The sequence below is a fragment of the Trebonia kvetii genome, assembly GCF_007827045.1.
In the GTDB taxonomy this organism is placed as follows: Bacteria; Actinomycetota; Actinomycetes; order Streptosporangiales; family Streptosporangiaceae; genus Trebonia; species Trebonia kvetii.
The window spans coordinates 366,580-388,507 of record NZ_RPFW01000003.1 but is presented as its reverse complement, the minus strand read 5'-3'; the positions used below and the strand labels follow the sequence as shown (position 1 = coordinate 388,507).

At 69.4% G+C, this 21,928-nt stretch carries 24 protein-coding genes and 1 tRNA gene; 18 read left to right on the top strand and 7 right to left on the bottom strand.

Translation table 11 applies throughout. The features are described from left to right. Positions 1-29 precede the first annotated feature (29 nt). The 6 genes from EAS64_RS16600 (at position 30) to EAS64_RS16575 (ending at position 7,885) form a co-directional block, all read left to right on the top strand. Positions 30-1,691, top strand: coding sequence for a ribulokinase (locus tag EAS64_RS16600; RefSeq protein WP_222849434.1), 1,662 nt, complete (start codon positions 30-32; stop codon positions 1,689-1,691). Continuing rightward, positions 1,688-2,356, top strand: coding sequence for an L-ribulose-5-phosphate 4-epimerase (locus tag EAS64_RS16595; RefSeq protein WP_145853908.1), 669 nt, complete (start codon positions 1,688-1,690; stop codon positions 2,354-2,356). The genes EAS64_RS16600 and EAS64_RS16595 overlap by 4 nt, the downstream gene beginning before the upstream one ends. Before the next feature lie 38 nt (positions 2,357-2,394). Then, positions 2,395-3,900 carry an L-arabinose isomerase gene (gene araA, locus EAS64_RS16590; RefSeq protein ID WP_145853907.1) on the top strand — a complete coding sequence of 502 codons (1,506 nt, stop codon included), beginning with the start codon at positions 2,395-2,397 and terminating at the stop codon, positions 3,898-3,900. 167 nt (positions 3,901-4,067) lie between these two features. Next, entirely contained in the window at positions 4,068-5,264 is a 1,197-nt protein-coding gene (locus EAS64_RS16585) for a substrate-binding domain-containing protein (RefSeq protein ID WP_145853906.1), read from the top strand. Between the two features lie 3 nt (positions 5,265-5,267). Beyond that, positions 5,268-6,854 (top strand): sugar ABC transporter ATP-binding protein, encoded by a 1,587-nt coding sequence (locus EAS64_RS16580; protein WP_145853905.1) that lies wholly within the window; start codon positions 5,268-5,270, stop codon positions 6,852-6,854. A gap of 2 nt (positions 6,855-6,856) precedes the next feature. Then, on the top strand, positions 6,857-7,885 hold the full coding sequence (locus tag EAS64_RS16575; protein ID WP_145853904.1) for an ABC transporter permease: 1,029 nt from the start codon (positions 6,857-6,859) through the stop codon (positions 7,883-7,885). Between the two features lie 125 nt (positions 7,886-8,010). On the opposite strand, the gene EAS64_RS16570 is transcribed toward EAS64_RS16575, so the two are convergent. The 5 genes from EAS64_RS16570 to EAS64_RS16550 form a co-directional block, all read right to left on the bottom strand. Next, positions 8,011-8,454, bottom strand: a complete 444-nt coding sequence (locus tag EAS64_RS16570) for an ATP-binding protein (RefSeq protein WP_187365968.1) — start codon at positions 8,452-8,454, stop codon at positions 8,011-8,013. Positions 8,455-8,540: 86 nt separating this feature from the next. Next, positions 8,541-9,137 carry an MBL fold metallo-hydrolase gene (locus tag EAS64_RS16565; protein ID WP_145853902.1) on the bottom strand — a complete coding sequence of 199 codons (597 nt, stop codon included), beginning with the start codon at positions 9,135-9,137 and terminating at the stop codon, positions 8,541-8,543. Between the two features lie 100 nt (positions 9,138-9,237). Then, complete coding sequence (locus EAS64_RS16560; protein WP_145853901.1) at positions 9,238-10,044, bottom strand: S-methyl-5'-thioadenosine phosphorylase; 807 nt, start codon at positions 10,042-10,044, stop codon at positions 9,238-9,240. Positions 10,045-10,048: 4 nt separating this feature from the next. Continuing rightward, on the bottom strand, positions 10,049-10,411 hold the full coding sequence (locus tag EAS64_RS16555) for an FmdB family zinc ribbon protein (protein WP_145853900.1): 363 nt from the start codon (positions 10,409-10,411) through the stop codon (positions 10,049-10,051). 148 nt (positions 10,412-10,559) lie between these two features. Next, complete coding sequence (locus tag EAS64_RS16550) at positions 10,560-11,186, bottom strand: 5-formyltetrahydrofolate cyclo-ligase (protein WP_145853899.1); 627 nt, start codon at positions 11,184-11,186, stop codon at positions 10,560-10,562. A gap of 41 nt (positions 11,187-11,227) precedes the next feature. On the opposite strand from EAS64_RS16550, the gene galU reads away from it, so the two are divergent. The 9 genes from galU (at position 11,228) to EAS64_RS16505 (ending at position 18,224) form a co-directional block, all read left to right on the top strand. Next, positions 11,228-12,130 (top strand): UTP--glucose-1-phosphate uridylyltransferase GalU, encoded by a 903-nt coding sequence (galU, locus tag EAS64_RS16545; protein ID WP_145853898.1) that lies wholly within the window; start codon positions 11,228-11,230, stop codon positions 12,128-12,130. After that, entirely contained in the window at positions 12,127-13,410 is a 1,284-nt protein-coding gene (glp, locus tag EAS64_RS16540) for a molybdotransferase-like divisome protein Glp (RefSeq protein ID WP_145853897.1), read from the top strand. The genes galU and glp overlap by 4 nt, the downstream gene beginning before the upstream one ends. Before the next feature lie 75 nt (positions 13,411-13,485). Next, positions 13,486-13,971 carry a cyclic pyranopterin monophosphate synthase MoaC gene (moaC, locus tag EAS64_RS16535; RefSeq protein WP_145853896.1) on the top strand — a complete coding sequence of 162 codons (486 nt, stop codon included), beginning with the start codon at positions 13,486-13,488 and terminating at the stop codon, positions 13,969-13,971. Then, the gene (locus tag EAS64_RS16530) at positions 13,968-14,510 is read left to right on the top strand and encodes a MogA/MoaB family molybdenum cofactor biosynthesis protein (protein WP_145853895.1); all 543 of its coding nucleotides are present in this window, start codon (positions 13,968-13,970) and stop codon (positions 14,508-14,510) included. Before moaC ends, EAS64_RS16530 begins: the two co-directional genes overlap by 4 nt. A 55-nt stretch (positions 14,511-14,565) precedes the next feature. Further along, positions 14,566-15,207 (top strand): GNAT family N-acetyltransferase, encoded by a 642-nt coding sequence (locus EAS64_RS16525; RefSeq protein WP_246115719.1) that lies wholly within the window; start codon positions 14,566-14,568, stop codon positions 15,205-15,207. A gap of 127 nt (positions 15,208-15,334) precedes the next feature. Beyond that, a complete protein-coding gene (locus EAS64_RS16520; protein ID WP_145853893.1) occupies positions 15,335-16,060 on the top strand; it encodes a SepX/GlpR family protein in 726 nt (241 codons plus the stop codon). Positions 16,061-16,106: 46 nt separating this feature from the next. After that, positions 16,107-16,180 (top strand) — tRNA-Ala (locus tag EAS64_RS16515). A gap of 338 nt (positions 16,181-16,518) precedes the next feature. Next, on the top strand, positions 16,519-17,055 hold the full coding sequence (locus tag EAS64_RS16510; RefSeq protein ID WP_145853892.1) for an FAD-dependent monooxygenase: 537 nt from the start codon (positions 16,519-16,521) through the stop codon (positions 17,053-17,055). A 56-nt stretch (positions 17,056-17,111) separates the two neighbouring features. Beyond that, complete coding sequence (locus tag EAS64_RS16505; RefSeq protein ID WP_145853891.1) at positions 17,112-18,224, top strand: serine hydrolase domain-containing protein; 1,113 nt, start codon at positions 17,112-17,114, stop codon at positions 18,222-18,224. 54 nt (positions 18,225-18,278) lie between these two features. On the opposite strand, the gene prcB is transcribed toward EAS64_RS16505, so the two are convergent. Then, entirely contained in the window at positions 18,279-19,151 is an 873-nt protein-coding gene (gene prcB, locus EAS64_RS16500; RefSeq protein ID WP_439333604.1) for a proteasome subunit beta, read from the bottom strand. A gap of 62 nt (positions 19,152-19,213) precedes the next feature. Here prcB and EAS64_RS16495 point away from each other — a divergent pair, with 62 nt between their 5' ends. The 3 genes from EAS64_RS16495 to EAS64_RS46740 are packed head-to-tail and all read left to right on the top strand — an operon-like array spanning position 19,214 to position 20,124. Further along, positions 19,214-19,471, top strand: a complete 258-nt coding sequence (locus tag EAS64_RS16495) for an SRPBCC family protein (protein WP_145853890.1) — start codon at positions 19,214-19,216, stop codon at positions 19,469-19,471. A gap of 9 nt (positions 19,472-19,480) precedes the next feature. Beyond that, positions 19,481-19,858 carry a LysE family translocator gene (locus EAS64_RS46745; RefSeq protein ID WP_222849366.1) on the top strand — a complete coding sequence of 126 codons (378 nt, stop codon included), beginning with the start codon at positions 19,481-19,483 and terminating at the stop codon, positions 19,856-19,858. Next, positions 19,855-20,124 carry a LysE family translocator gene (locus EAS64_RS46740; protein WP_222849365.1) on the top strand — a complete coding sequence of 90 codons (270 nt, stop codon included), beginning with the start codon at positions 19,855-19,857 and terminating at the stop codon, positions 20,122-20,124. Before EAS64_RS46745 ends, EAS64_RS46740 begins: the two co-directional genes overlap by 4 nt. 3 nt (positions 20,125-20,127) lie before the next feature. Here EAS64_RS46740 and EAS64_RS16485 read toward each other — a convergent pair whose 3' ends face one another. Beyond that, positions 20,128-21,924, bottom strand: coding sequence for a hypothetical protein (locus tag EAS64_RS16485; protein WP_145853889.1), 1,797 nt, complete (start codon positions 21,922-21,924; stop codon positions 20,128-20,130). Between the last annotated feature and the right edge of the window lie 4 nt (positions 21,925-21,928).

Genomic DNA, 21,928 nt, shown 5'->3' with positions numbered 1-21,928 from the left:
ACGTGACAGCGGACAGCACCGCGGGCCAGCTGGTAGTCGGCGTGGACTTCGGCACCCTCTCGGCGCGAGCCGTGGTGGTGCGGGCCAGCGACGGCGCCGAGCTGGGCACCGGGGTCGGCGAGTACGTACACGGCTCGATCGAGCGCGCGCTGCCGTCCACCAGACGCCCCCTGCCACCGGACTGGGCGCTGCAGGACCCGGCGGACTGGCGCTCCGCGCTTGGCACCGCGGTCAGGGAGGCGATGCGCGACGCCGGCGTCGACCCCGCCGACGTAGCCGGCATCGGCACCGACTTCACGGCTTGCACCGTGCTGCCAGTGCTGCGCGACGGCACGCCGCTTTGCGAGATCCCCGAACTGCGCGACCGCCCGCACGCCTGGCCGAAGCTGTGGAAACACCACGCCGCTCAGCCGCAGGCGGACCGGATCAACGACCTCGCCCACACGCGCCACGAGGACTGGATCGGCAGGTACGGCGGGCGCATCTCCTCGGAGTGGCAGTTCGCCAAGGCGCTGCAGCTGCTCGAGGAGGACCCGGACACCTACCGGCGCACCGAACGGTGGATCGAGGCGGCCGACTGGATCATCTGGCAGCTGTGCGGCAAGGAAACGCGCAACACCTGCACCGCCGGCTACAAGGGGATCTACCAGGACGGCCACTACCCGTCCGCGGACTACTTGAAGGTGCTCAACCCCGACTTCGCCGACTTCGCGCAGACCCGGCTCGCCGGCGTGCCGCTTTCCGCGCTCGGCAGCAGGGCCGGGTCGCTGACTGCCGAGGGCGCCAGGCTCACCGGGCTGCCCGAGGGCATCGCCGTCGCCATCGGCAACGTCGATGCGCACGTCACGGCGCCCGCCGCGCAGGCGATCGCGCCCGGCCAGATGCTCGCCATCATGGGCACATCCACCTGCCACGTGATGAACGGCGACCTGCTCGCCGACGTGCCTGGCATCTGCGGCGTGGTGGACGGCGGGATCATCGCGGGCAAGTACGGCTACGAGGCGGGGCAGAGCGCGGTCGGCGACATCTTCGCCTGGTGGACCGGCCTCGGCGTCCCCGAGGACTACCTCGCCGAGGCCGCGGTGCGCGGCCAGAGCCTGCACGAGTACCTGTCGAGCCGGGTCGAGGGACGGCCGGTTGGCGCGCACGGGCTGATTGCGCTCGACTGGATGGGCGGCAACCGGTCCATCCTCGTCGACCACCATCTGTCGGGCGTCATCGCCGGCCTGACCCTGGCAAGCACGCCGGAGGACGTCTACCTCGCCCTGCTCGAGGCCACGGCCTACGGCACCAGGGTCATCGTGGAAGCCTTCGACGCCGCAGGCGTCCCCGTCACCGAGTTCATCGTGGCCGGCGGCCTCAAGCGCAACCGGCTGCTGATGCAGATCTACGCCGACGTGCTGCGCCGCCCGGTCTCGGTCGCCGGCTCTGACCAGGCGCCCGCGGTCGGGTCCGCGCTGCACGCCGCGGTCGCCGCCGGGCTGCACGCCGACGTGACCGCCGCCGCCGCGGCGATGGGGCAGTGCGAGCACGCCGCCTACGTGCCCGACCCAGCCCGGGCGGACGCCTACGACGAACTCTTCGCCGAGTACCGGACGCTGCACGACTACTTCTCCGGCCGGCCGGAATGGGCAGGCAACGACGTGCTGCACCGGCTTCGCGCGCGCAGGAACGGAGCGACCACCGCATGAGCGAACTCACCAAGGAGATCCAGGCGCTGCGCGAACAGGTGAGCGCCCTCCACGCGGAACTTGTCAGGTACGGGCTCGTCGTGTGGACGGCGGGCAATGTCTCGGGCCGCGTACCCGGCCATGAGCTGATGGTGATCAAGCCGAGCGGCGTCTCCTACGACGAGCTGACGCCGGAGTCCATGATCGTCTGCGACCTGGACGGCACCGTGGTCGAGGGGGACCTGTCCCCGTCGAGCGACACCGCCGCCCACGCCTACGTGTACCGGCACATGCCGCACGTCGGCGGCGTGGCGCACACGCACTCCACCTACGCGTGCGCGTGGGCGGCGCGCGGCGAGCCGGTGCCGTGCGTGCTCACCGCGATGGCCGACGAGTTCGGCGCCGACATCCCCATCGGGCCGTTCGCGCTGATCGGCGACGACTCCATCGGCCAGGGCATCGTCGAGACCCTGGCCGGCCACCGCTCGCCGGCCGTCCTGATGCGCAACCACGGCGTGTTCACGATCGGCAACGACGCGCGCGCGGCGGTCAAGGCGGCAGTCATGTGCGAGGACGTCGCCCGCAGCGTGCACATCTCACGGCAACTCGGGGAGCCGCTGCCGATAGCGCCGGCCGACGTCGACCGCTTGTATGACCGCTACCAGAACGTCTACGGCCAACGCTGACCCCGAGAAGACCCTTAGCTAAAGGAGCACACCGCACCATGAGCACCCCTACCGCCCGCGAGGTCTGGTTCGTCACCGGCAGCCAGAATCTCTACGGCGAGGAGACCCTGCGCCAGGTGGCCGAGCAGTCCCAGGCCATCGCGGCCGCCCTCGCCGCGGCCCCGGGCATTGCGGTCAAGGTGCAGTGGAAGCCGGTGCTCAAGGACGCGGCGGCGATCAGGCGACTGTGCCTGGACGCCACCGCCGACGACTCCTGCATCGGGCTCATCGTGTGGATGCACACCTTCTCGCCGGCGAAGATGTGGATCGCCGGCCTTGACGCGCTCGGCAAGCCGCTGCTCCACCTGCACACGCAGGCGAACGTGGCGCTGCCGTGGTCCACCATCGACATGGACTTCATGAACCTGAACCAGGCGGCGCACGGTGACCGCGAGTTCGGGTACATCCAGACCCGGCTCGGCGTCCCGCGCAAGACGGTCGCCGGACACGTCTCCGATCCCCGGGTGACCGGCCGGATCGCGGCCTGGACCCGGGCGGCGATCGGCTGCGCGGAGATCCGCTCGCTGCGGCTCGCCCGCTTCGGCGACAACATGCGCGACGTGGCGGTGACCGAAGGCGACAAGGTGGCCGCCCAGCTCACCTTCGGTGTTTCGGTCAACACCTACGGGGTCAACGACCTGGTTGCCGTGGTCGATCAGGTCGAGGACAGCCAGGTCAGCAAGCTGGTCGCCGAATACGAGGATGCCTACGTGCTCGCGCCCGAGCTTCGCCCGGGCGGCGACCGGCATGAATCGCTGCGCTACGCGGCCAGGCAGGAGATCGCGCTGCGCGAGTTCCTCGGCAGCGGCGAGTTCGGCGCCTTCACCACCAACTTCGAGGACCTTGGCGGACTTCGCCAGCTCCCGGGCCTCGCGGTCCAGCGGCTGATGGCCGACGGATACGGGTTCGGCGGGGAGGGCGACTGGAAGACAAGCGTGCTCGTTCGCACCCTGAAGGCGGCCTCGGCCGGCCTGCCTGGCGGCACCAGCTTCATGGAGGACTACACCTACGACCTGCTGCCGGACCGCCAGCTCATCCTCGGCGCGCACATGCTCGAGGTCTGCCCGTCGATCTCGGCCGAGACCCCCTCCTGTGAAATCCATCCGCTGTCCATCGGCGGCAGGGAAGACCCGGTGCGGCTCGTCTTCGACGCCGCTCCCGGCCCTGCCACCGTCGTCGGCCTCGCCGACCTCGGCGACCGCTTCCGTCTCGTCGCCAACGAGATCGACGTGATCGCTCCCCCCGAGCCGCTACCGAAACTGCCGGTGGCCCGCGCCGTCTGGCGGCCCCAGCCAAGCCTGTCCACTTCCGCGGAAAGCTGGCTGACCGCCGGCGGACCGCACCACACCGCGATGACCAGCTCCCTTACCAGGGAGCACCTGACAGACCTCGCCGAGATGCTCGGCGTGGAGCTGCTGGTCATCGACGCGGACACCACAACAAGCCAGTTCACCAAGGAAATGCGCTGGAACCAGGCGTACTACCGGCTGGCGCAGGGGCTGTAATTCCCCGCACCCCAGCCTTCAAATACATCCCGTAAGTCACTAGAGCCTCAACAGTGAAGATTTCTCGACTTCACGGACACCGGCGGCTCGGGCCCTGCCGGCGGTCGTCCGTGAGGGCAATGCAGCACAGAAAATCGCCTCCAAACCGGCAAGAAGGGCACACATCAATGAGGATCAACCGCAGAGCGCTCGCCGCCATCCCCGCGGTCGCGGCACTGTCGCTCGCAGCTGCCTGTTCAAGCTCAAGCTCCACGACGTCAGCGCCCGCCGCATCAAGCAGCGCGCCCGCCGCAAGCAGCGCGCCCGCGTCGAGCAGCGCGCCCGCCTCGAGCAGCGCGAGCAGCTCGGCTTCGGCGGTCGCGCTGAGCGGCTCGCTCGGGTTCAACCAGAGCAGCCTCGCCAAGCTCGACGCCGCCCTGGCGGCCGCCCTCAAGGGCAAGAGCCTGTCGGCGGTCAACATCGCGATGGTCGTCAACGTCGCGGCTGACTACTGGAAGGCCGGCCAGGTCGGCTTCCTCGCCGGCTGCAAGGCCCTGGGCCTCTCGTCAAGCAAGTGCACCTACTTCGCGCCGCCGACCGGCAAGCTGACCGAGCAGAACTCCGAGCTCGAGACGCTGCGCTCGCAGGGCATCACCGGCTACTCGATTTCCGCGATCGACCCGGCGTCCGCGAAGGGCACCATCGCCACGGACATGAGCAAGGGCCTTTTCGTCCTGCCCATCGACTCGCCGCTGCCCGGCACCGCCGCGCAGGGACTGTACCTGGGCACGCCGAACACTACGGCGGGTTACCAGGCAGGCCTGGCGATGAAGCAGCTGCTGCACGGCACGGGCAAGGTCGCGATCCTCGTCGGCTCGCTGACCGCCGCCAACGCCACGCAGCGGATCGCCGGCTTCGAGCAGGCGATCGCGGGCAGCAACATCACCGTCGTCCAGAAGGTCAACGACAACCTGTCGCCGTCGACCGCGCAGTCGGACGCGGAGACCATCCTGGCCAACAACCCTGACGTCAACGGCCTGTACGGCGTCTACTCCTACGACGGCCCGGCGCTCGCCACGGCCGTGCAGTCGGCGCACAAGGTCGGCTCGGTCTCCATCGTGTCCGACGACTCCGACACGCAGACCCTCGGCTTCATCAGCTCCGGCGTCATCGGCGGCACCGTGGTCCAGATGCCTTACCAGCAGGGCTTCACCGGCGCCTACATCCTGGCGGCGGAGAAGGTCCTGGGCAGCGCGGCCACGACGGCGATCATCAAGCCGTACCTGTCCTCGGACGGCTACACCCTGTCCTCCGGTGTCGGCCTCGTCACCAAGTCGGACCTGTCCTCCTACAACTCCCTCCTGTCGTCGCTCGGCATCGGCTGACGCGTGACGCAGGAAACCGAAGCCCCCAGCCGCGCGGTCACCGCGCGGCTGCGGGGCGTCCACAAGTCTTACGGGCCGGTCCGAGTGCTCGACCTTCCCGAGCTCGACCTGTACGCCGGCCAGGTGGTCGGCGTGGTGGGCGAGAACGGGGCCGGCAAGTCAACGCTGATGGGCGCGCTGGCCGGCTCGGTGCACCGCGACGGCGGCGACATCGAGATCGACGGCGTGCACCTGTCGGCCGGCTCCACCGAGGCGGCGGCCCGGGTCGGCATCGCCATGGTCTCCCAGGAGTTCCCGCTGGTCGGGCAGCTCTCGGTGGCCGAGAACCTGCTGCTCGGCCGCAGGCCCAAGCAGGCGCGGCGCGGCGGTCTTGTGGACCGCGCCGCCACTCGCGCCGAGGCTGAGGCGATGCTCCGTGACATCGGCCTTGACCCGCGGTCCATCGGCGGCGTCAACCGCGAGGTGCGCGCGCTCCCCGTCCCGACTAGGCAGCTCATCGAGATCGCCAAGGCCTGGGGCCGGTCACCGAAGCTGCTCATCCTGGACGAGCCGACCTCCGCGCTCGGCCCTGTCGAGGCGGAAATGGTCCTCGGCCTCGCCCGGCAGGTGGCCGAGCGGAACGGCACTGTGCTGTTCATCGGCCACCGGCTCGACGAGGTGCGCGCGGTCAGCGACCGGATTATCGTGCTGCGCAACGGCAAGCTTGTCGCCGACCTGACCCCGGCGGAGGCCACCGAGGAGCGGCTGATCAGGGACATGGTCGGCGGTGAGATCAGCAGGACGGAGCCGCCGCCGCACGCGGAGGACGCGCCGGTCGTGCTGACGGTGACCAGGCTGACCGCGGACGGCCTCGGTCCCGTCGACCTTGACGTCCGCGTGGGCGAGATCGTCGGCATCGCCGGGCTGATGGGTTCGGGCCGGAGCCGGCTCATCCACACGGTGGCCGGCGCTCAGCCTGCCACCGGCGGCAGTATGACCGTCAGCGGCAAGCCGTACGCGCCGCGCAACCCGGGCGACGGCACGGCAGCCGGCATTGTGATGATCCCTGAAGACCGCAAGGAGCAGTCGCTCGTCCTGTTCGCCCCGATCAAGGACAATATCACCGTCTCGATCCTGCGTGCCCTGTCCAACAGGACCTTGCTCACCCCCAGGCGGCAGCGGGAGGCAGCCCAGGCGGCCGCCGCCAATGTACGGGTCCGCATGCAGTCGGTGGACCAGCCCATCGGCTCGCTATCCGGCGGTAACCAGCAGCGGGCCATCTTCGGCCGCGCCTTCGCGACCAAGCCGCGGCTGCTGCTGCTCGACGAGCCCACCCGGGGTGTCGACGTGGGCGCGAAGGCCGAGATCTACGGGCTGATCGAGAAGGCCGCGGCGGACGGCATGGCGGTGCTCGTCGCCTCGTCGGAACTCGAGGAGCTGCAGCTCATCTGTCACCGGATCGCGGTCATGAATCACGGCAAGATCGCCGCCATGCTGCCGCACCAGGACGCCACCAAGGAACGCATCATGTCGGCCGCCGCCGGCACGGCACAGGTCAGTGCCGAAGCCGCAGAAGCCGTGCCGACCCCAGCCCCCATGAACGGAGCCTGAGAATGACCGCCCAGAGCACCGTGCCGCAGACGACTCCACCGACATCGCAGGCTTCCGCCCGCGGGGCGGCGGGCCGGGTGCTGCGGCGGCTCGCCGAATCACCAGAGGCGGGCGTGGTCCTCGCCTGCGTGGTGGTTTTCATCGTCATCGCGATCAACGCGCCCACGTACAAGAGCGTCGGGAACCTCCAGGTGATGGGCCGCGACCTGTCGCAGACGGGCATCTTGGCCATCGGCGAGTCGCTTGTCATCCTGACCGGCGGCATCGACCTGTCGGTTGGCGCGCTGGCCGGCCTAGCCGGCATCCTCGCCGCCTGGTTCAACGTCAACCAGGGCATCCCCGCCGTACCCGCGATCCTGATCACCCTGATCATCTGCGGCGCCGTCGGCTTCTGGCACGGCTCGATGGTCACCCGGCTCAACGTGCCGCCGTTCGTCATCACGCTTGTCACCTACACCACCGCGCAGGGCCTGTCGCTCGCGATCACCAGCGGGACCCCGATCAACGGGATCTCCGCGCTGTTCGCCAACGTCTCAACGGGTTATCTCTGGCAGATTCCGATACCCGCGCTGTTCTTCGTGGGCGTCGCGCTGATCGCCTGGTTCGTCCTCGAGCGCACCTACATCGGCCGGCAGGTCTACGCGGTCGGCGGCAACAAGGAGGCCGCCAGGCTGGCCGGCATCCCGATCCGTCGCAGGATCGTCGGCACCTACGTCGCGAGCGCGCTGCTCGCCGGGCTCGTCGGCATGGTGGAGATCGGCCGGATGAACGTCGCCGACCCGTCCGTCGGCCCCGGCTGGGAACTCATCGCGATCGCAGCGGCGGTCGTCGGCGGCGTCTCGCTGTTCGGCGGCGAAGGCCGGATCGTCGGCGTCGCAGCCGGCGCGATCCTGCTCGAGTTCATCGCCAACGGCCTGCTCGCGCTGCATGTCTCGCCGTACTACCAGCAGGTCGTCCAGGGCGCGGTGCTCGGCATCGCGATCCTCCTCGACCGGGTGCGGGCCAGCTACTTCGGCAGGGGACGCCGTTAGCGACGGCATGGGGAAGGCACTCCGGGCGGGGCGGTCACGATCGCACCCGCCCGGCGTCATGTCCGCGGAGCGGGTGGCTGCCCGGAACGATCAGTCCCGAACGAGTGCGCGGCTCCCCCACACCCCTAAACGATCTTAAGTATCGCCCAGACCTTCTTGCCGGCCCAGCCGAGGACCGTTTCCCAGCCCCAGTCCACCGCCAGGGTCTCGATGATCTCCAGGCCCCTGCCGGACTCCTCGTCTGGCTCCGGATGCCTCGGCACCGGCGCGCCGAGTGTCGGCGGCACCGTGTCCCAGACCTCGATAAGCAGTCGTACGCGGTCGCTGAGCAGGCGGATCCACAGCAGCGGCAGCTTGCCTTCCGCGTCGTATCGCGGGCTGCCATCGGGGTTCGCCGACGCGCGGACCACGTTCGCGCTCAGCTCGCTGACCACCAGTTCCGTGGTGTCGGTCAGGTCGTCGAGCCCCCAGTTGCTGAGCGTGACCGTGACGAAACCGCGAGCGAGCCGCGGGGCGGTCGGCAGGGCACCGACGGGGCCAAGTTCCGAGATGAGCGGCCAGTCAGCCACCGGAGACTCGCCACTTCGGTCCGCGGGGAGCGCATCTGAGCGCAGAGTCCCCCATATCTGGCAGAACGCCGATGCCCACCCCGGTGTTACGCGTGCGCGTCAGGACGGAATGGCGCCCCGTGACCGGGGACCAGCACCGTGGCGAACGACAGCAGCAGGTCCCTGCTCGCCTTGAGCGCCGCGGCGTCGGTGCCGAGTGGGTCCTCCTCCGGGCCGTCGGCGAACCACCAGGCGTGCGTGCACGCGTATACGCCGTCGGCCGTCGATGCGATGGTGGAGATGTCCTCGCCAGTGTGGCCCGGCGTGCGCAGCAATCGCACCGACGGGGCAAGCAGTGCCCCGTGCGCATCCCGGTCCGTCCAGCGGTCTCCCTGGTAGATGGCCCAGTGGTCGTGGATGCGCGCGTTGCGGAACAGCGCGGCGTTCACCGTGTGGTCCGGATGGTGGTGGCTGAACACCACGTCGGTCACGTCACCGGGGCCGGGGCCCTGTGCGGCCAGGGCCGCGAGCAGCGCGTCCCTGTCGGCCACCATGCCCGGATCGACGACGATGACCGCATCGCCGTCCATGATCAGCGTCACCGTCCCGCTCACCCGGGCGTCGTCGCCGTTGAGCCCGACGTAGCCTTCGTGCAGCACGTGCAGTGTGGCCGAGCCGGTGGCCGGGATCTCCAAGTCAGTCACGCCAATGACATTACCCCGGTTGACCGGTCATGAAATGTCGGACCTACGAAGTGTCACATTTCGGACTGGTCGGACTTTCCGCCCAGCGGGACCGCGCGGGCTAAGGCAGGTCGATCGGCAACCGGATGCCGTCGAGCGCGTGGGCGCACAGGTCATCCTCACGTTCGTCGGGAAACGCCTCGATGATCTTCGCCACCAGTTCACGGAGCCGGGTGATGTTCTTGGCGAAGACCTCGAACACCTCCGCCTGGGTGACCCCCTCGCCCTCCTCGACGCCAGCGTCGGTGTCGGTGACCAGGGCGAGATTCGTGTAGCAGAGGGCAAGTTCGCGAGCGAGCACCGCCTCGGGGTGCGCGGTCATCCCGATCAGCGTCCAGCCCTGGGCGGCATACCACTGCGACTCGGCGCGAGTGGAGAACCGCGGGCCGTCGATGACGACGAGCGTGCCGGAACCGGCGGGCACCCAGCCCGCCCGCCTGGCGGTGCCGATGGCGTGCCCACGGCCCGACGGGCAGTACGGGTCGGCGAACGGCACGTGCACCGCGTACTCGTCGTAGAAGGTCTGCACCCGGCTGGTGGTCCGGTCCACGAGCTGGTCGGGAACGATCAGCGTGCCAGGGCCATAGGACGTGGTGAGCGAGCCCACCGCGCTTGGCGCCAGGATGCGCCGCACGCCGAGCGCACGCATCGCCCACAGGTTGGCGCGGTACGGGATCTTGTGCGGCGGGAACCGGTGGTCCTTGCCGTGCCGCGGGAGGAAGGCCACCCGCTTGCCACCGGCCTCACCGACGAGCAGCGTCTCGCTCGGCTCACCGAACGGGGTGTCCACCCGGACTTCCTCGGCGCCGGTCAGGAACTCGTAGAACCCTGACCCGCCGATGACCCCGATGTCCGCCACCGCGGCCACGGGCTCAGGCGACCTTTTCGCCCGAGGAACTACCACTGCTCGCGGTCGAGCTCGCCGACGCCGTGGCCTTCTCGCCGCCTGAGGCGGACGAGGAGCTCGACGAGGACGAGTCCGCGGAGCCCGCGGACGACGATCCGCTGTCCTTGGCCGCGGCGGCGGCCGAAGACGACGTGCCGCTGGATGAGCCGCTGCCGCGGCTGTCGGTCCGGTAGAAGCCGGACCCCTTGAACACGATGCCCACGGGCGAGAAGACCTTGCGCAGCCGGCCGCCGCAGTCCTCATGCACGGTGAGCGGCTCGTCGGTGAACTTCTGCACCGCTTCGAGCTGGCCACCGCACTCGGTGCAGGCGTACTGGTATGTGGGCACGAATTCCTCCCAGGCGGAACCAAATTCAGTTCGCTAGATTAGCAGTCTCAGTAGCAGACTGCTAAGGATAACCGCGCAGGCCACCCTCGCATTCCGCGCTGCATCCCCCGGGGGGACGACCCCCGTACCCCCCAAGGTCCTCGCCCGGCTACAGCCAGGTGATGCCGTCACCGGGACGGGCGACCGCGCGGACGGGCCTGTCGTGCGGCTCGGCGGGCACGCCGGGCAGCAGTTCGCCGTCGTAGAGCAGCGCGATCGTGGGCACCTGGCCGCCGACCCTGGCGAGCGCCCGGTCATAGGAGCCGCCGCCCCTGCCGAGCCGGTTGCCCGCGGCGTCGACCGCGAGCGCCGGGACCAGGACGATATCGGCGCGGGCCACCGTCCCCGGGCCGCGAACCGGCTCCGTCGGCTGGAGCATGTCCCGGGGCCCTGGTGCGAGCGCATCCGGCCCCTCGTAGGACGCCCAGTCAAGGTCGCCGTCGGGGAGCAGAACGGGAAGAATTACATAACTGCCGCGCTTCCACAGCGCGAAGACGAGGCTGTGCGTGCCCGGCTCGGTGCCGACCGAGTAATACGCCGCTATCGTGCCAGCGGCGGCCACCTCCGGCATTTCGAGCACATGATCCCTGATGAGGCGGCTGGCGTCGGTACGCGCGGATTCTGGCATTGCCGCACGGGCCGCGAGCACGCGCTGCCGCAGGCCGGCCTTGCCGGGCAGAGCTCCGCCGTCCTGGCCCGTGTGTGGCTGGTCACGTGGCGTATCACTGCCAGGCATGCCGTGCACTTTGCTCCCCAGAAAGTCACTACGCTTAACCCATGGTCGATAACGGCAATACGAGGACGTCAGCAGTTACCAAGGCTGTGGTGCCCGCTGCCGGGCTGGGAACACGGTTCCTGCCCGCGACGAAAGCGACGCCCAAGGAAATGCTGCCTGTCGTCGACAAGCCCGCCATCCAGTATGTCGTGGAAGAGGCCGTCACGTCTGGCCTCAACGATGTCCTGCTTATCACGGGCCGGAGCAAGCGTTCCATCGAAGATCACTTCGACCGGAACTACGAACTCGAAGAGGCGCTGACCGCCAAGGAGGACTGGGACAAACTCAGCCTGGTCCGTGAGTCGAGCGAACTCGCCACCATGCACTACGTGCGCCAGGGCGACCCGCGGGGGCTCGGCCACGCGGTCCTGTGCGCCGCGCAGCACGTGGGCCACGAGCCGTTCGCTGTCCTGCTCGGCGACGACCTCATCGACCCGAAGGAGCCGCTGCTCACCCGGATGATCGACGTGCGGCAGCAGTACGGCGGCAGCGTCGTAGCGCTGATGGAGGTCGACCCGGAGGAGGTCTCGCTGTACGGCTGCGCCGCCGTCGAGATGACCGCCGAGAACGATGTGGTGATGATCACCGACATGGTCGAGAAGCCCGCGCCTGGCACCGCGCCGAGCCGGTGGATCGTGATCGGACGCTACGTCTGCGACCCCGAGGTCTTCGACATCCTCCGCGAGACCCCGCCGGGACGCGGCGGCGAGATCCAGCTCACCGACGCGCTCAAGGTGCAGGCCACCAAGGGCGAGCTGCGCGGCGTGCTGTTCCGCGGGCGGCGCTTCGACACCGGCAACAAGCTGGATTACCTCCGGACGATGGTGATGTTCGCCGCCGAGCGGCCCGACCTGGCCCCCGAGTTCCTCCCCTGGCTGCGCAAGTTCCTCGAAGAGCAGCGGTGACGCACGGCGGCACGCACGGGCCCGGTGCCGCAAGCACCGCGGACGGCTCGCTCAGCTCGGTCGAGGAGTACCAGTCGGCGATCCTCGCCGCGATAGCACCACTCGCTCCCGCCAGCCTGGAACTCGCGGCGGCCGAGGGCTGCGTGCTCGCCGAGGACGTGACGGCGGCCGTGGCCCTCCCCTCGTTCGACAACTCGAGCATGGACGGCTACGCCGTCCTCGCCGCCGACGTGGCGGGCGCCTCCCAGGAGTCGCCCGCGACCCTCCGGGTCACCGGCGAGATCGCCGCAGGCGACACCGGCATCTACCGGCTGGTCCCCGGCACCGCGATCAAGATCATGACCGGCGCGCAGCTGCCGGCCGGCGCGGACGCCGTGGTGCCCGTCGAGTGGACAGACGACGGCATCGCCCAGGTCCGGGTCTACCAGTCCGCCGAGCCAGGCAACGCGGTCAGGTACGCAGGCGGGGACGCCGCCGAGGGCGAGACACTGCTCAGCGCGGGAACGCGGCTGCGCGCCATGCAGGTCGCCGTCGCGGCGTCCGCCGGGCGCAAGGCGGTATCCGTCCGCCCGCGGCCCCGGGTGGTCGTGCTGTCCACCGGGAACGAGCTGACCGAGCCCGGCACCCCGCTCGTGCCCGGCCGGATCTGGGACTCCAACAGCTACATGATCGCGGCGGCGGTGCGCGAGACCGGCGCGGTCGCCTACCGGCGCTCTGTCGTGCCCGACGACCCGGCAGGCGTGCTGCCCGCGCTCGAGGAGCAGCTGATCCGCGCCGACCTGCTGATCACCACCGGCGGGGTATCCATGGGCGGCGAGCACGACGTCGTCAAGGCGGCGCTGCGCGAACTCGGCACGGTGACCTTCCGCAAGGTGGCCATGCAGCCAGGGATGCCGCAGGGCTTCGGCGTGATCGGCGAGGGTGGGGCGGGCGGTCTGGGCGCGGAAAGACGGGTGCCGATCTTCACGCTGCCGGGCAACCCGGTCAGCGCCTACGTGTCGTTCCAGCTGTTCGTGCGGCCGGCGCTCGCGGCGCTGCAGGGCGCCGATGACCTGTCGCTGCCCTCGGTGCAGGCGACGCTCACCGGTCCGGCCAGGTCGCCCGCCGGGCGACGCTCCTACCTGCGCGGCGTCCTCGACGGCAGCAAGGTCACCCCGCTGTCCGGGCAGCAGTCGCACCAGATCGCCTCGCTGGGCCGCGCGAACGCGCTGATCGTCATTCCCGAATGGGAGACACAACTCCCCGCGGGCGACACCGTGGACGTTCTCATCCTTCCGTGACGGAGTCAGCGGGATCATCTGGTGTTGATGTCGCCTTTGACTTGGGGCCACCCGGTTGCGGCGTAGGCTTTCCTCATGAGCGATGCTGCTCCGGCGCGGCTGACCCACCTGGACGAGGCGGGCCGCGCGCGGATGGTGGACGTGTCAGCCAAGGACGTCACGGTACGAACGGCCACGGCATCCGGGCGGGTGCTGCTGTCGGCAGCGGCCGTCGCCGCGCTGCGGGACGGGACCGTGCCCAAGGGCGACGCACTCGCGGTCGCCAGGATCGCCGGCATCGCCGGCGCCAAGCGGACGCCCGACCTGATCCCGTTGTGCCACCCGCTCGCCATCCACGCCGTGACCGTAGACCTGGCCGTCGAGGACGCCGGCGTGGCGATCACCGCCTCGGTGCGGACCGCCGACCGTACCGGGGTCGAGATGGAGGCGCTCACCTCGGTCAGCGTCGCGGCGCTCACGCTGATCGACATGATCAAGGCCGTCGACAAGGGCGCGGTGATCACCGACGTCCGGCTCGAGGCCAAGGACGGCGGCAAGTCGGGCTCCTGGCGGCGCGGATGATCCGCGCGCTCGCCATCACCGTGTCGAACCGGGCCGCGGCCGGCGTCTACGAGGACCGCTCCGGACCAGTGCTCGTTGAACTGCTCCGTTCCGCCGGCTGTGACGTCGTCGACGGGCCGCTGGTGATACCGGACGGCGACCCCGTCGAGCAGGTGCTGCGCGACTCCGTGGCAGCCGGCTACGACGTGGCCGTCACCACCGGAGGCACCGGGCTGACTCCGGCCGACCTGACGCCCGAGATGACCCGCCGGGTGATCGACAGGGAGATCCCGGGGATCGGCGAGGCACTGCGATCCGCGGGTGCCGCCGCCGGCGTGCCGTCCGCCATCCTCTCCCGCGGGCTCGCGGGAACCGCCTCGCGGACTCTCATCGTCAACCTGCCTGGGTCATCCGGCGGGGTCAGGGACGGCATGAACGTGCTTCGGCCCATCCTTGTGCATGCGGTCGACCAGATTCGCGGCGGCGATCACGTGCGGGCCGATTCTGGCACGGAAATTTCGTCCGGCACGGACACGAGTCATGTGTCCGGAATCGCATAGCGTTGCTCCTACGCTAGACGGAATCAGCCGCCACTCAGGGGAACGATCGACAGCCGTGGGACGCATCAACGGATGGCCAGCCACCCTCACCGAGCCAGATCTGCTCGACGCCCCGGTCGTCCTGCGCCCGGTGCGTGTCGCCGATGCGCGCGCATGGCGCGAGATCCGGGTGCGGAACGCCTCCTGGCTGCGCCCCTGGGAGCCATCCAACCCAGAGACGCCGCTCGTCAGGTCACCGATCGGGCCGTACGTGTCCATGGTCCGCACCATGCGCCGTGAGGCCAGGCAGGGCGTGGCGCTGCCCTGGGTGATCCTGTACGGCGGGCGTTTCGCCGGGCAGCTCACCATCGGCTCCATCACGTGGGGCTCATCCCGCTCCGGGCAGATCGGGTACTGGATCGATGAGACGTACGCCGGGCGCGGGATCGTGCCTACCGCCCTCGCCATGGCGGTCGACCACTGCTTCCGCATGATGGGCATGCACCGGCTCGAGGCGTCCATCAGGCCGGAGAACATCGCGTCCCGCCGGGTCGTGGAGAAGCTCGGGTTCAGGGACGAGGGCATCAGGGTGCGTCAGTTGCACATCAACGGCAGCTGGCGCGACCATATCTGCTACGCGATCACGGCCGAGGAAGTGCCCGCGGGAATGCTCCCCAGGTGGCGCAGTTCGCTCGCCGCATCGCGTTCCGGCGCCTAGTGTTTCTTTCATTTTGATCACGGCGACACGCCGCTCAGGTCCTCGTTATCGGCAGTTGCTCCCTTTACGCTGCGTTACATGTCCGGTGTGCCCGGTGCCGCGAAAACCGAGAGGAGGCACGAGCCCGATGAGCAGCGCCATTCTTTACCTGGCGATCATCGCGATCTGGGCGTGCGTGCTCATCCCCCGGTGGCTGAAGCGCGGTGCCATCGCTCCGGTCGCGGCGCCGGCCCCCGCCACGGCCTCCGCCACGGAGCAGGCCGCCACACCGGACATCGCTGAGTCTTCCGCCGACGACGCAGACGAGACGCCCGCGGCAGAGCCAGTGTCCACCGAACGGGTTCGCGCCGAGCCGATTTCCGCCGAGGAATCACGGCGGCGCATGCTCACCGCCCGCCGCCGGCTCCTGATGATGCTCACGGGTCTGGAGATCGCCGCGACCGCGCTCGCGCTGACCAGCCTGGCGGCCGTCTGGGTCGCCATCCCGCCGACCGTCATGCTCGCCGGCTACCTGCTGCTGCTGCGCGAGGCGGCCAAGGCCGACGCGGAACGGGCGCAGCACGAGGCAGAGGCGGCCGCACACGCCCGCGAGCGGGCAAGCGCACGGGCGCGCACGGCACGCCGCGTCATTGCGGCCGACGGCATGTCCACCGTGGGAGCGGCAGCCGCGGGCGAGGCGCTCGCCGCGAAACTCGCCGCCGCCCCGGTTCCCGCCGACTACGAAGACGGGGGCCGCGACTTCGCACCCGGCCTGGCCGGCAAGTACACCACGTCGAACGCCGACGCGGACCTGGCCGACGAGGACTACTACGACAGCTACGAGCTACCGCGCCTGCGCGCCGTGGGCGACTAGATGGCGCGAGCAGGCTGGAAAGTTTGCTACGCTAGCTGAGGTTCAAGGGGCTATAGCGCAGTCCGGTAGCGCACCTCGTTCGCATCGAGGGGGTCAGGGGTTCAAATCCCCTTAGCTCCACCCAAGGACCAGCTCAGCGGCGACTTTCGAGTCGCCGCTGTTTTGTTTGGTAGCCATTGTTGCAGCCAACGATCTACTACGTAGCATAGTAATACCTGCTCAGATTCGCCTAAGGCGGCGGCGACCGATTGGCGGGTAGAGGTCATGCAGGCTGGCCGGCTGAAGGCTGTTGTGGCTGGCGGCACTCGGACTGGACGCCCAGGTCCGGGCGGCCGGGCACCAGACCATGACCGCGGGATACCAGGACCCGGCAGGTCGCTGGCTGATACGGATCCCGGACCGGCCCAGCCCACCCTGCGGGTGCCGAGTTCGGGGCACTGCGGGTCAGCGACAGCCAGATGTACTGGTACGGCTACTTCCGAAGCCCGGAAGGCACGGAGTTCGCCGACGAGCTGGCCGCCGCCCGGCAGCGTTTCGGATCGTGGGCACGGTGGATTCACGACCTCATGGCGGCCACCCCGGCGGCCGGCCTGATGCGCCACGATGTGTACCACCTCCCCGACGGGCTGCCTGCATTCGTGTCAGGCCGCGTCGTTTTCACCGGGGACGCCGCCCATGCTGCGGTGCCCACGGCCGGCCAGTGCGCCGCACTGGCGCTTGAGGACGCGGTGTGCGTCGCGCGGATAATCGGCGCCCCCGTCCTGGCCGGCGATGACATGACAGCGGCGATGGCCGCGTTCGACCAGGCGCGCCGCCCGCGCTGTCAGCGGATCGTGCGAACCGCGATCGCCATCGGCCGGTTCGGAGCAGATCTGCCGGGCGGCTGGCGACAGCGGACGCGGAACGCGGCACTCCGCGCAACGCCGGCCGGCCTGATGATCAAGATCGGCAAGCCCATAGTGCGCTGGACGCCACCCGATGGCGTCGAGCCGTAGCCGGCCCCGTTTTAATCGATTGACTCGGACAGGATGCCTGGCCTTACGTTCGCCGCATGGCAGAGATTCACGGGTCGGGCGACGACCTGTTCGCGGCGGTTCCCCTGGCGCTGGCCCGGCTGCTCGATAGCGGAGACACTGGCGGGTCGGTGGCCGTCTACGTGGACGGTGAACCCGTGGTGGATGTCTGGGGCGGGTTCACTGACGCCAGCCGCACGATTGCGTGGCAGCGGGACACGATCGTCAACGTGTGGTCGGTCACCAAGACGATGACGGCGCTGTGTGCGCTGATCCTTGCCGATCGCGGCGTGCTTGATCTCGACGCGCCGGTTGCCCGGTACTGGCCGGAATTCGCCGCATCAGGAAAAGAGGGCGTGCTCGTGCGGCACCTGCTCTCACATACCGCGGGCCTGCCCGACTGGGAGGGCTCAGTCGAAGGGCTGTACGACTGGCCTGCGGCCACCGCCCGGCTCGCCGGGCAGGCGCCGCAATGGGTGCCGGGCGCCGCGGCCGGATACCACTCCATCACCCAGGGGTTTCTCGTCGGAGAGGTAGTGCGCCGGATCACCGGCCGCAGCCTGGGGACGTTCTTCGCCGAAGAAGTAGCCGGACCGCTCGGCGCTGATTTCCACATCGGACTGGACGCCGGGCATGACCAGCGCGTCGCCCGTACGGTCCCGCCGCCCGGGCAAAACGAAGATTACGGATCGCGCCCGCCCGCGGAGGCAGCGGCCGCCTCGGCCGGCACCGGCGTCACGGTGCGCGACGGCAACAGCATGGCGTGGCGTCGCGCCGAGATTCCCGCCGGGAACGGATTCGGCAACGCGCGCTCCGTGGCGCTCCTGCAGTCGGTGCTGGCCTGCGGCGGCACGGTGCGCGGCGTCCGGCTGCTGTCCCCCGAGGGCTGCGCTCGGGCGCGGCAGGAACAGTTCAACGGAGTCGACCGGCTCCTCGGCGTGCGGATGCGGTACGGGCTTGGCTACGGCTTGTTCGGCGACTCCTTCGGCTGGGGTGGCTGGGGAGGTTCACTCGTCATAATCGACCCCGACGCCGGCATGGTGACGGCGTTCGTGACGAACCAGATGGCCGAGCCCGGCACCGACGGCGAGTACCGGGGCATGGAGGTCGTGATGGCCGCCCACGAGGGCCTCGCAGGCCTGAAGGCGTAGTCCAGCGATATCTCGCGACCGCGCGGAACCCCCGCACGAATGGTGTCGCCAGTGCTAGCCGGCTGAACGCAGCGGGGCGAATGGCCCGTCGGGCAGGGTCATCCGGCCGTGCACGACCTGCTGGGCGTAGGCGGCGCATTCGCTGTCCGAGAGCCGGTTGAAGCCGCCTTCCGTGACCGTCACGATCACCGGGAAGATCTGCCTGGTCAGGTCGGGGCCGCCAGTGGCAGAGTCGTCGTCGGCCGCGTCGTACAGCGCTTGCACGCAGGCGAGCGCCGCGTCGGTGACGGACATGTCGTCGGAGTAGTACTTCTTGAGCGCGGATTTGGCGAAGACCGAACCCGAGCCGATCGAGTGGAAACGGTGCTCCTCGTACGGGCCGCCCGCCACGTCGTAGCTGAATATCCGGCCGGCCCCGGTCTCCTCGTCATAGCCGACGAACAACGGGATCACAGCCAGTCCCTGCATCGCGACCATCAGGTTGTCGCGGGTCATCTTGCCCAGCCGGTTGGCCTTGCCCTCAAGGGAAAGCGCGCGGCCCTCCATCTTCTCGTAGTGCTCGAGCTCGACGCCGAAGAGACGGGTGAGTTCAAGCGCAAGTGCCAGGGTGCCCGATATCGCGATGGCCGAGTACTCGTCGGCGCGGAACACCTTGTCCACGTCCCGCTTGGAGATCATGTTGCCCGCGGTGGCCCGCCGGTCGCCTGCCATCACCACACCGCCCTCGCAGGCAACCGCCACGATCGTGGTAGCGCGCGGCAGGCTCTTGATCACGTCGGCTGCCGTGTCGGACCCGGCCAGCGGGCCGAAGTTCGCCAGCGGGAGCATGCTGGGGTCGTAGGAGGCGAGGAACTGCGTGAAGGAAGGGATTCGCGGGGCCATGAATGCCGCCTGGTCCCGTCCTGCGCCGTTGGAGAAGCCTTGCATGCCGCCGCCTTTCCTGGCTGATTAGTGGTTCTTTCCAGACACTAACCCCAGCGGAGCAGCTTGTGACCAGGCAGGTGGACGCCTCTGACGCGGGTGTCGTCGAGGTCACCCTGGCCGCCGACGGCCAGCAGACCATGGTGGTCTGGGAGGAGCGCGGCATGCCCGTGGAGTACCTCGCCGGCTACGGTGCGGGCATCCAGGTCCATGTCGAGGATCTCGCCGCCCACGAGGCCGGGCGGGAGCGCTGCGACGCCGAGGCGCGGTTCGGCGAGCTTTTCCCGGCATATCAGGAGTTGGCGGCCAGCACCGGGCTCAGTTAGCTTGCCAGCATGGGGCATATTCTTTCCGTCCTCCCCGCGTTCCTGCTCGCCTGCGTGGCGGTGGCCGCGTTGCCCGGACCGTCGACGGCGCTGTTTCTGCACCGCACCGTCAGGGACGGCAGGAAGGCAGGGCTCGCGGCCGTTGCGGGCAACGAGATCGGGGTGTTCTGCTGGGCGCTGGCGGCCGGCGCCGGGCTGACGGCGCTGCTGCGCGCCAATGCCATCCTGTTCACCGGCATGCACCTAGTCGGGGCGGCCGTCCTGGTCTACCTGGGCGTGTCCGCGTGGCGCAGCGCGCGCCGGGCGGATGGTGAGTTCGGCGAGGCGCTGCAACTGCACCTTCCGACGGGCGGACGCCGGCGGCCTCGTTTCGCGCCTCGCTCGTGACCATCGCCGCCAACCCGAAGGCGGCGGTCTTCGCGTTCACGTTCTTCCCGCAGTTCCTGCCGCGCCACGGGCCCGTACTCGGCGAGGCGGTAGCCCTCGCCGCCATCCAGGTCGTGGTCATCGACGCGCCGTACTGCGCCATGATCGTGCTGCTCGCCGCGCGGGCGAGCAACTGGCTGTCTCGCGCCGCGATCCGCCGTCGCATGGAACGAATACTCGGCGCCACCCTGGTCTGCCTAGACATCGACCTTGCCGCCGCCCGCTGAGCGTCAGCCGTTTTCGCGGACGTTGTTGAGCTGGTAGATGGTGACGCCGCCGACGTTGACGCCCTTGATGCCGATCTCGCGCCAGACGTACATCCAGTCCTCTGACCAGGCGTGCTCCACGACGATGGCGCCGATATTGTCATGGTGAACGTAGGCCTCGAACTGGGCCACACGGATCTTGGTGATATGGCTCATCGAGGCGATCGGCACCGGCAGCGCGTCCGGCCTGGAGAGCGACGCGTTGATGAAGCCGCCAGGGAGCCGGAAGTAGAAGTCGGTGGCGGCCTGGAACATCATCCCGGCGTTCCCGCGGTGCGACAGGATCGCCACGGTCTCGCCGGGGCTGATGTAGTCCTTGTACAGGCCCTGCGAGAAGAACGAGGGCAGTTCGTTCTGCTGCGGCAGATCCTTGATCGCCGGCTGGTAGTGGGGCGCCGGCGGGACCACCACCGAGGCGAACGTGGGCAGGTCCGCGAAGATCACCGCGAGCCCGAGGGCCGCGAGGCCCCATTTCACCGCCCGGCTCAGCCAGGTCTTGGTCACCCGCGCGAGCCATAGCGCGAGGATGATCGAGAACACCAGGTAGCCGAAGAGGATGAGCCGGACCGGCTCGGCGCTGCGGAAGAACGGCAGGGTCCACAGGCCGCCCCAGGGCAGCGCGAACAGGTGGCTGCCGCCGACTATCAGGTTCGGGCCTGCGGCAAGCGCGATGATCACGACGAAGATGATCACAAGCAGTCTGACCAGCCGGTTCGACCAGCTGACGATGGCCAGCCAGATCAGGATGATCATCAGCGGCAGGCCCAGGTAGGAGTTGGCCGCGATGTCATGACCGGCCGCCCCGTGCAGCCACGACGGCCCCCAGACCCGGTCGACCCTTGGCAGGATCAGGCCGGACAGGTCCATCGAGAAGTGGTCTTCTCCCCTGACGAGAGTCGTCGGGTAGTTCGCCAGCGCGTACCGCAGGTAAGGCCCCGCGAGCACGAGGCCGCCCACGTAGGCGATCGTTGTCAGCACGGCCAGCCGGGCCACCTTGCGCCAGTACTCGCGCCCCGCGACCGCGAAACCGATCAGGAACCCCACCGCCATCAGCAGTGACAGCTGCGCGAATGCCTCGAGGAAGGTGTAGAACTCCAGGGCGAACGCGATCATCATCCAGATCACGTAGCCGATTCGGCCCAGCGAGTCCTGCCACCACGCCACCGCCAGGTACACCATGAGCGGGAGCAGCAGGTTCACCGTGAGGTTCGGCTGGCCGGAGATCTCGTGGTCAAGCGTGTAGACGTTGAAGCCGTAGATGACGCCGGCCGGAAGAGCCGCCCAGAACTTGCCGGTCAGCCGACGGGTGGCCACGAACGCGGCCCAGGCCGACGCGGGGGGCGCGAGCAGCAGCGTGACGTTGAACGAGACGATCGAGCCCCACGCGGCCGTTACCGGCCACATGAACAGGGCCGCCGAGGGCGACGTGGTCGCCCACGCCAGGTTCACCCCTTGCGGCGCCATGATCTGGTACGAGTACAGCGGGTTGGTCCAGTGCGTCACCGCATAGGGCCACCAGCGCCACGCCCAGATGTAGAAGTTCGGGTCCACATAGTTCTGGCCGACCACAGGCACGTTCAGGTGCTGTATCACGGCCTGGCCGAAAGCCCAGATAAAGACGCCGAGATAAATAAGGAACGCCAGCAGGCCCTGAAGAACCGGGCCGGGAACGGGGATGCGACGGCGGGACTCGCTCTTCCCGACCTCTGTCGCTTCCTCATCCCCTCCGGCGGGCCGGATCGCCAACGTCGCCCATCGCACAGGT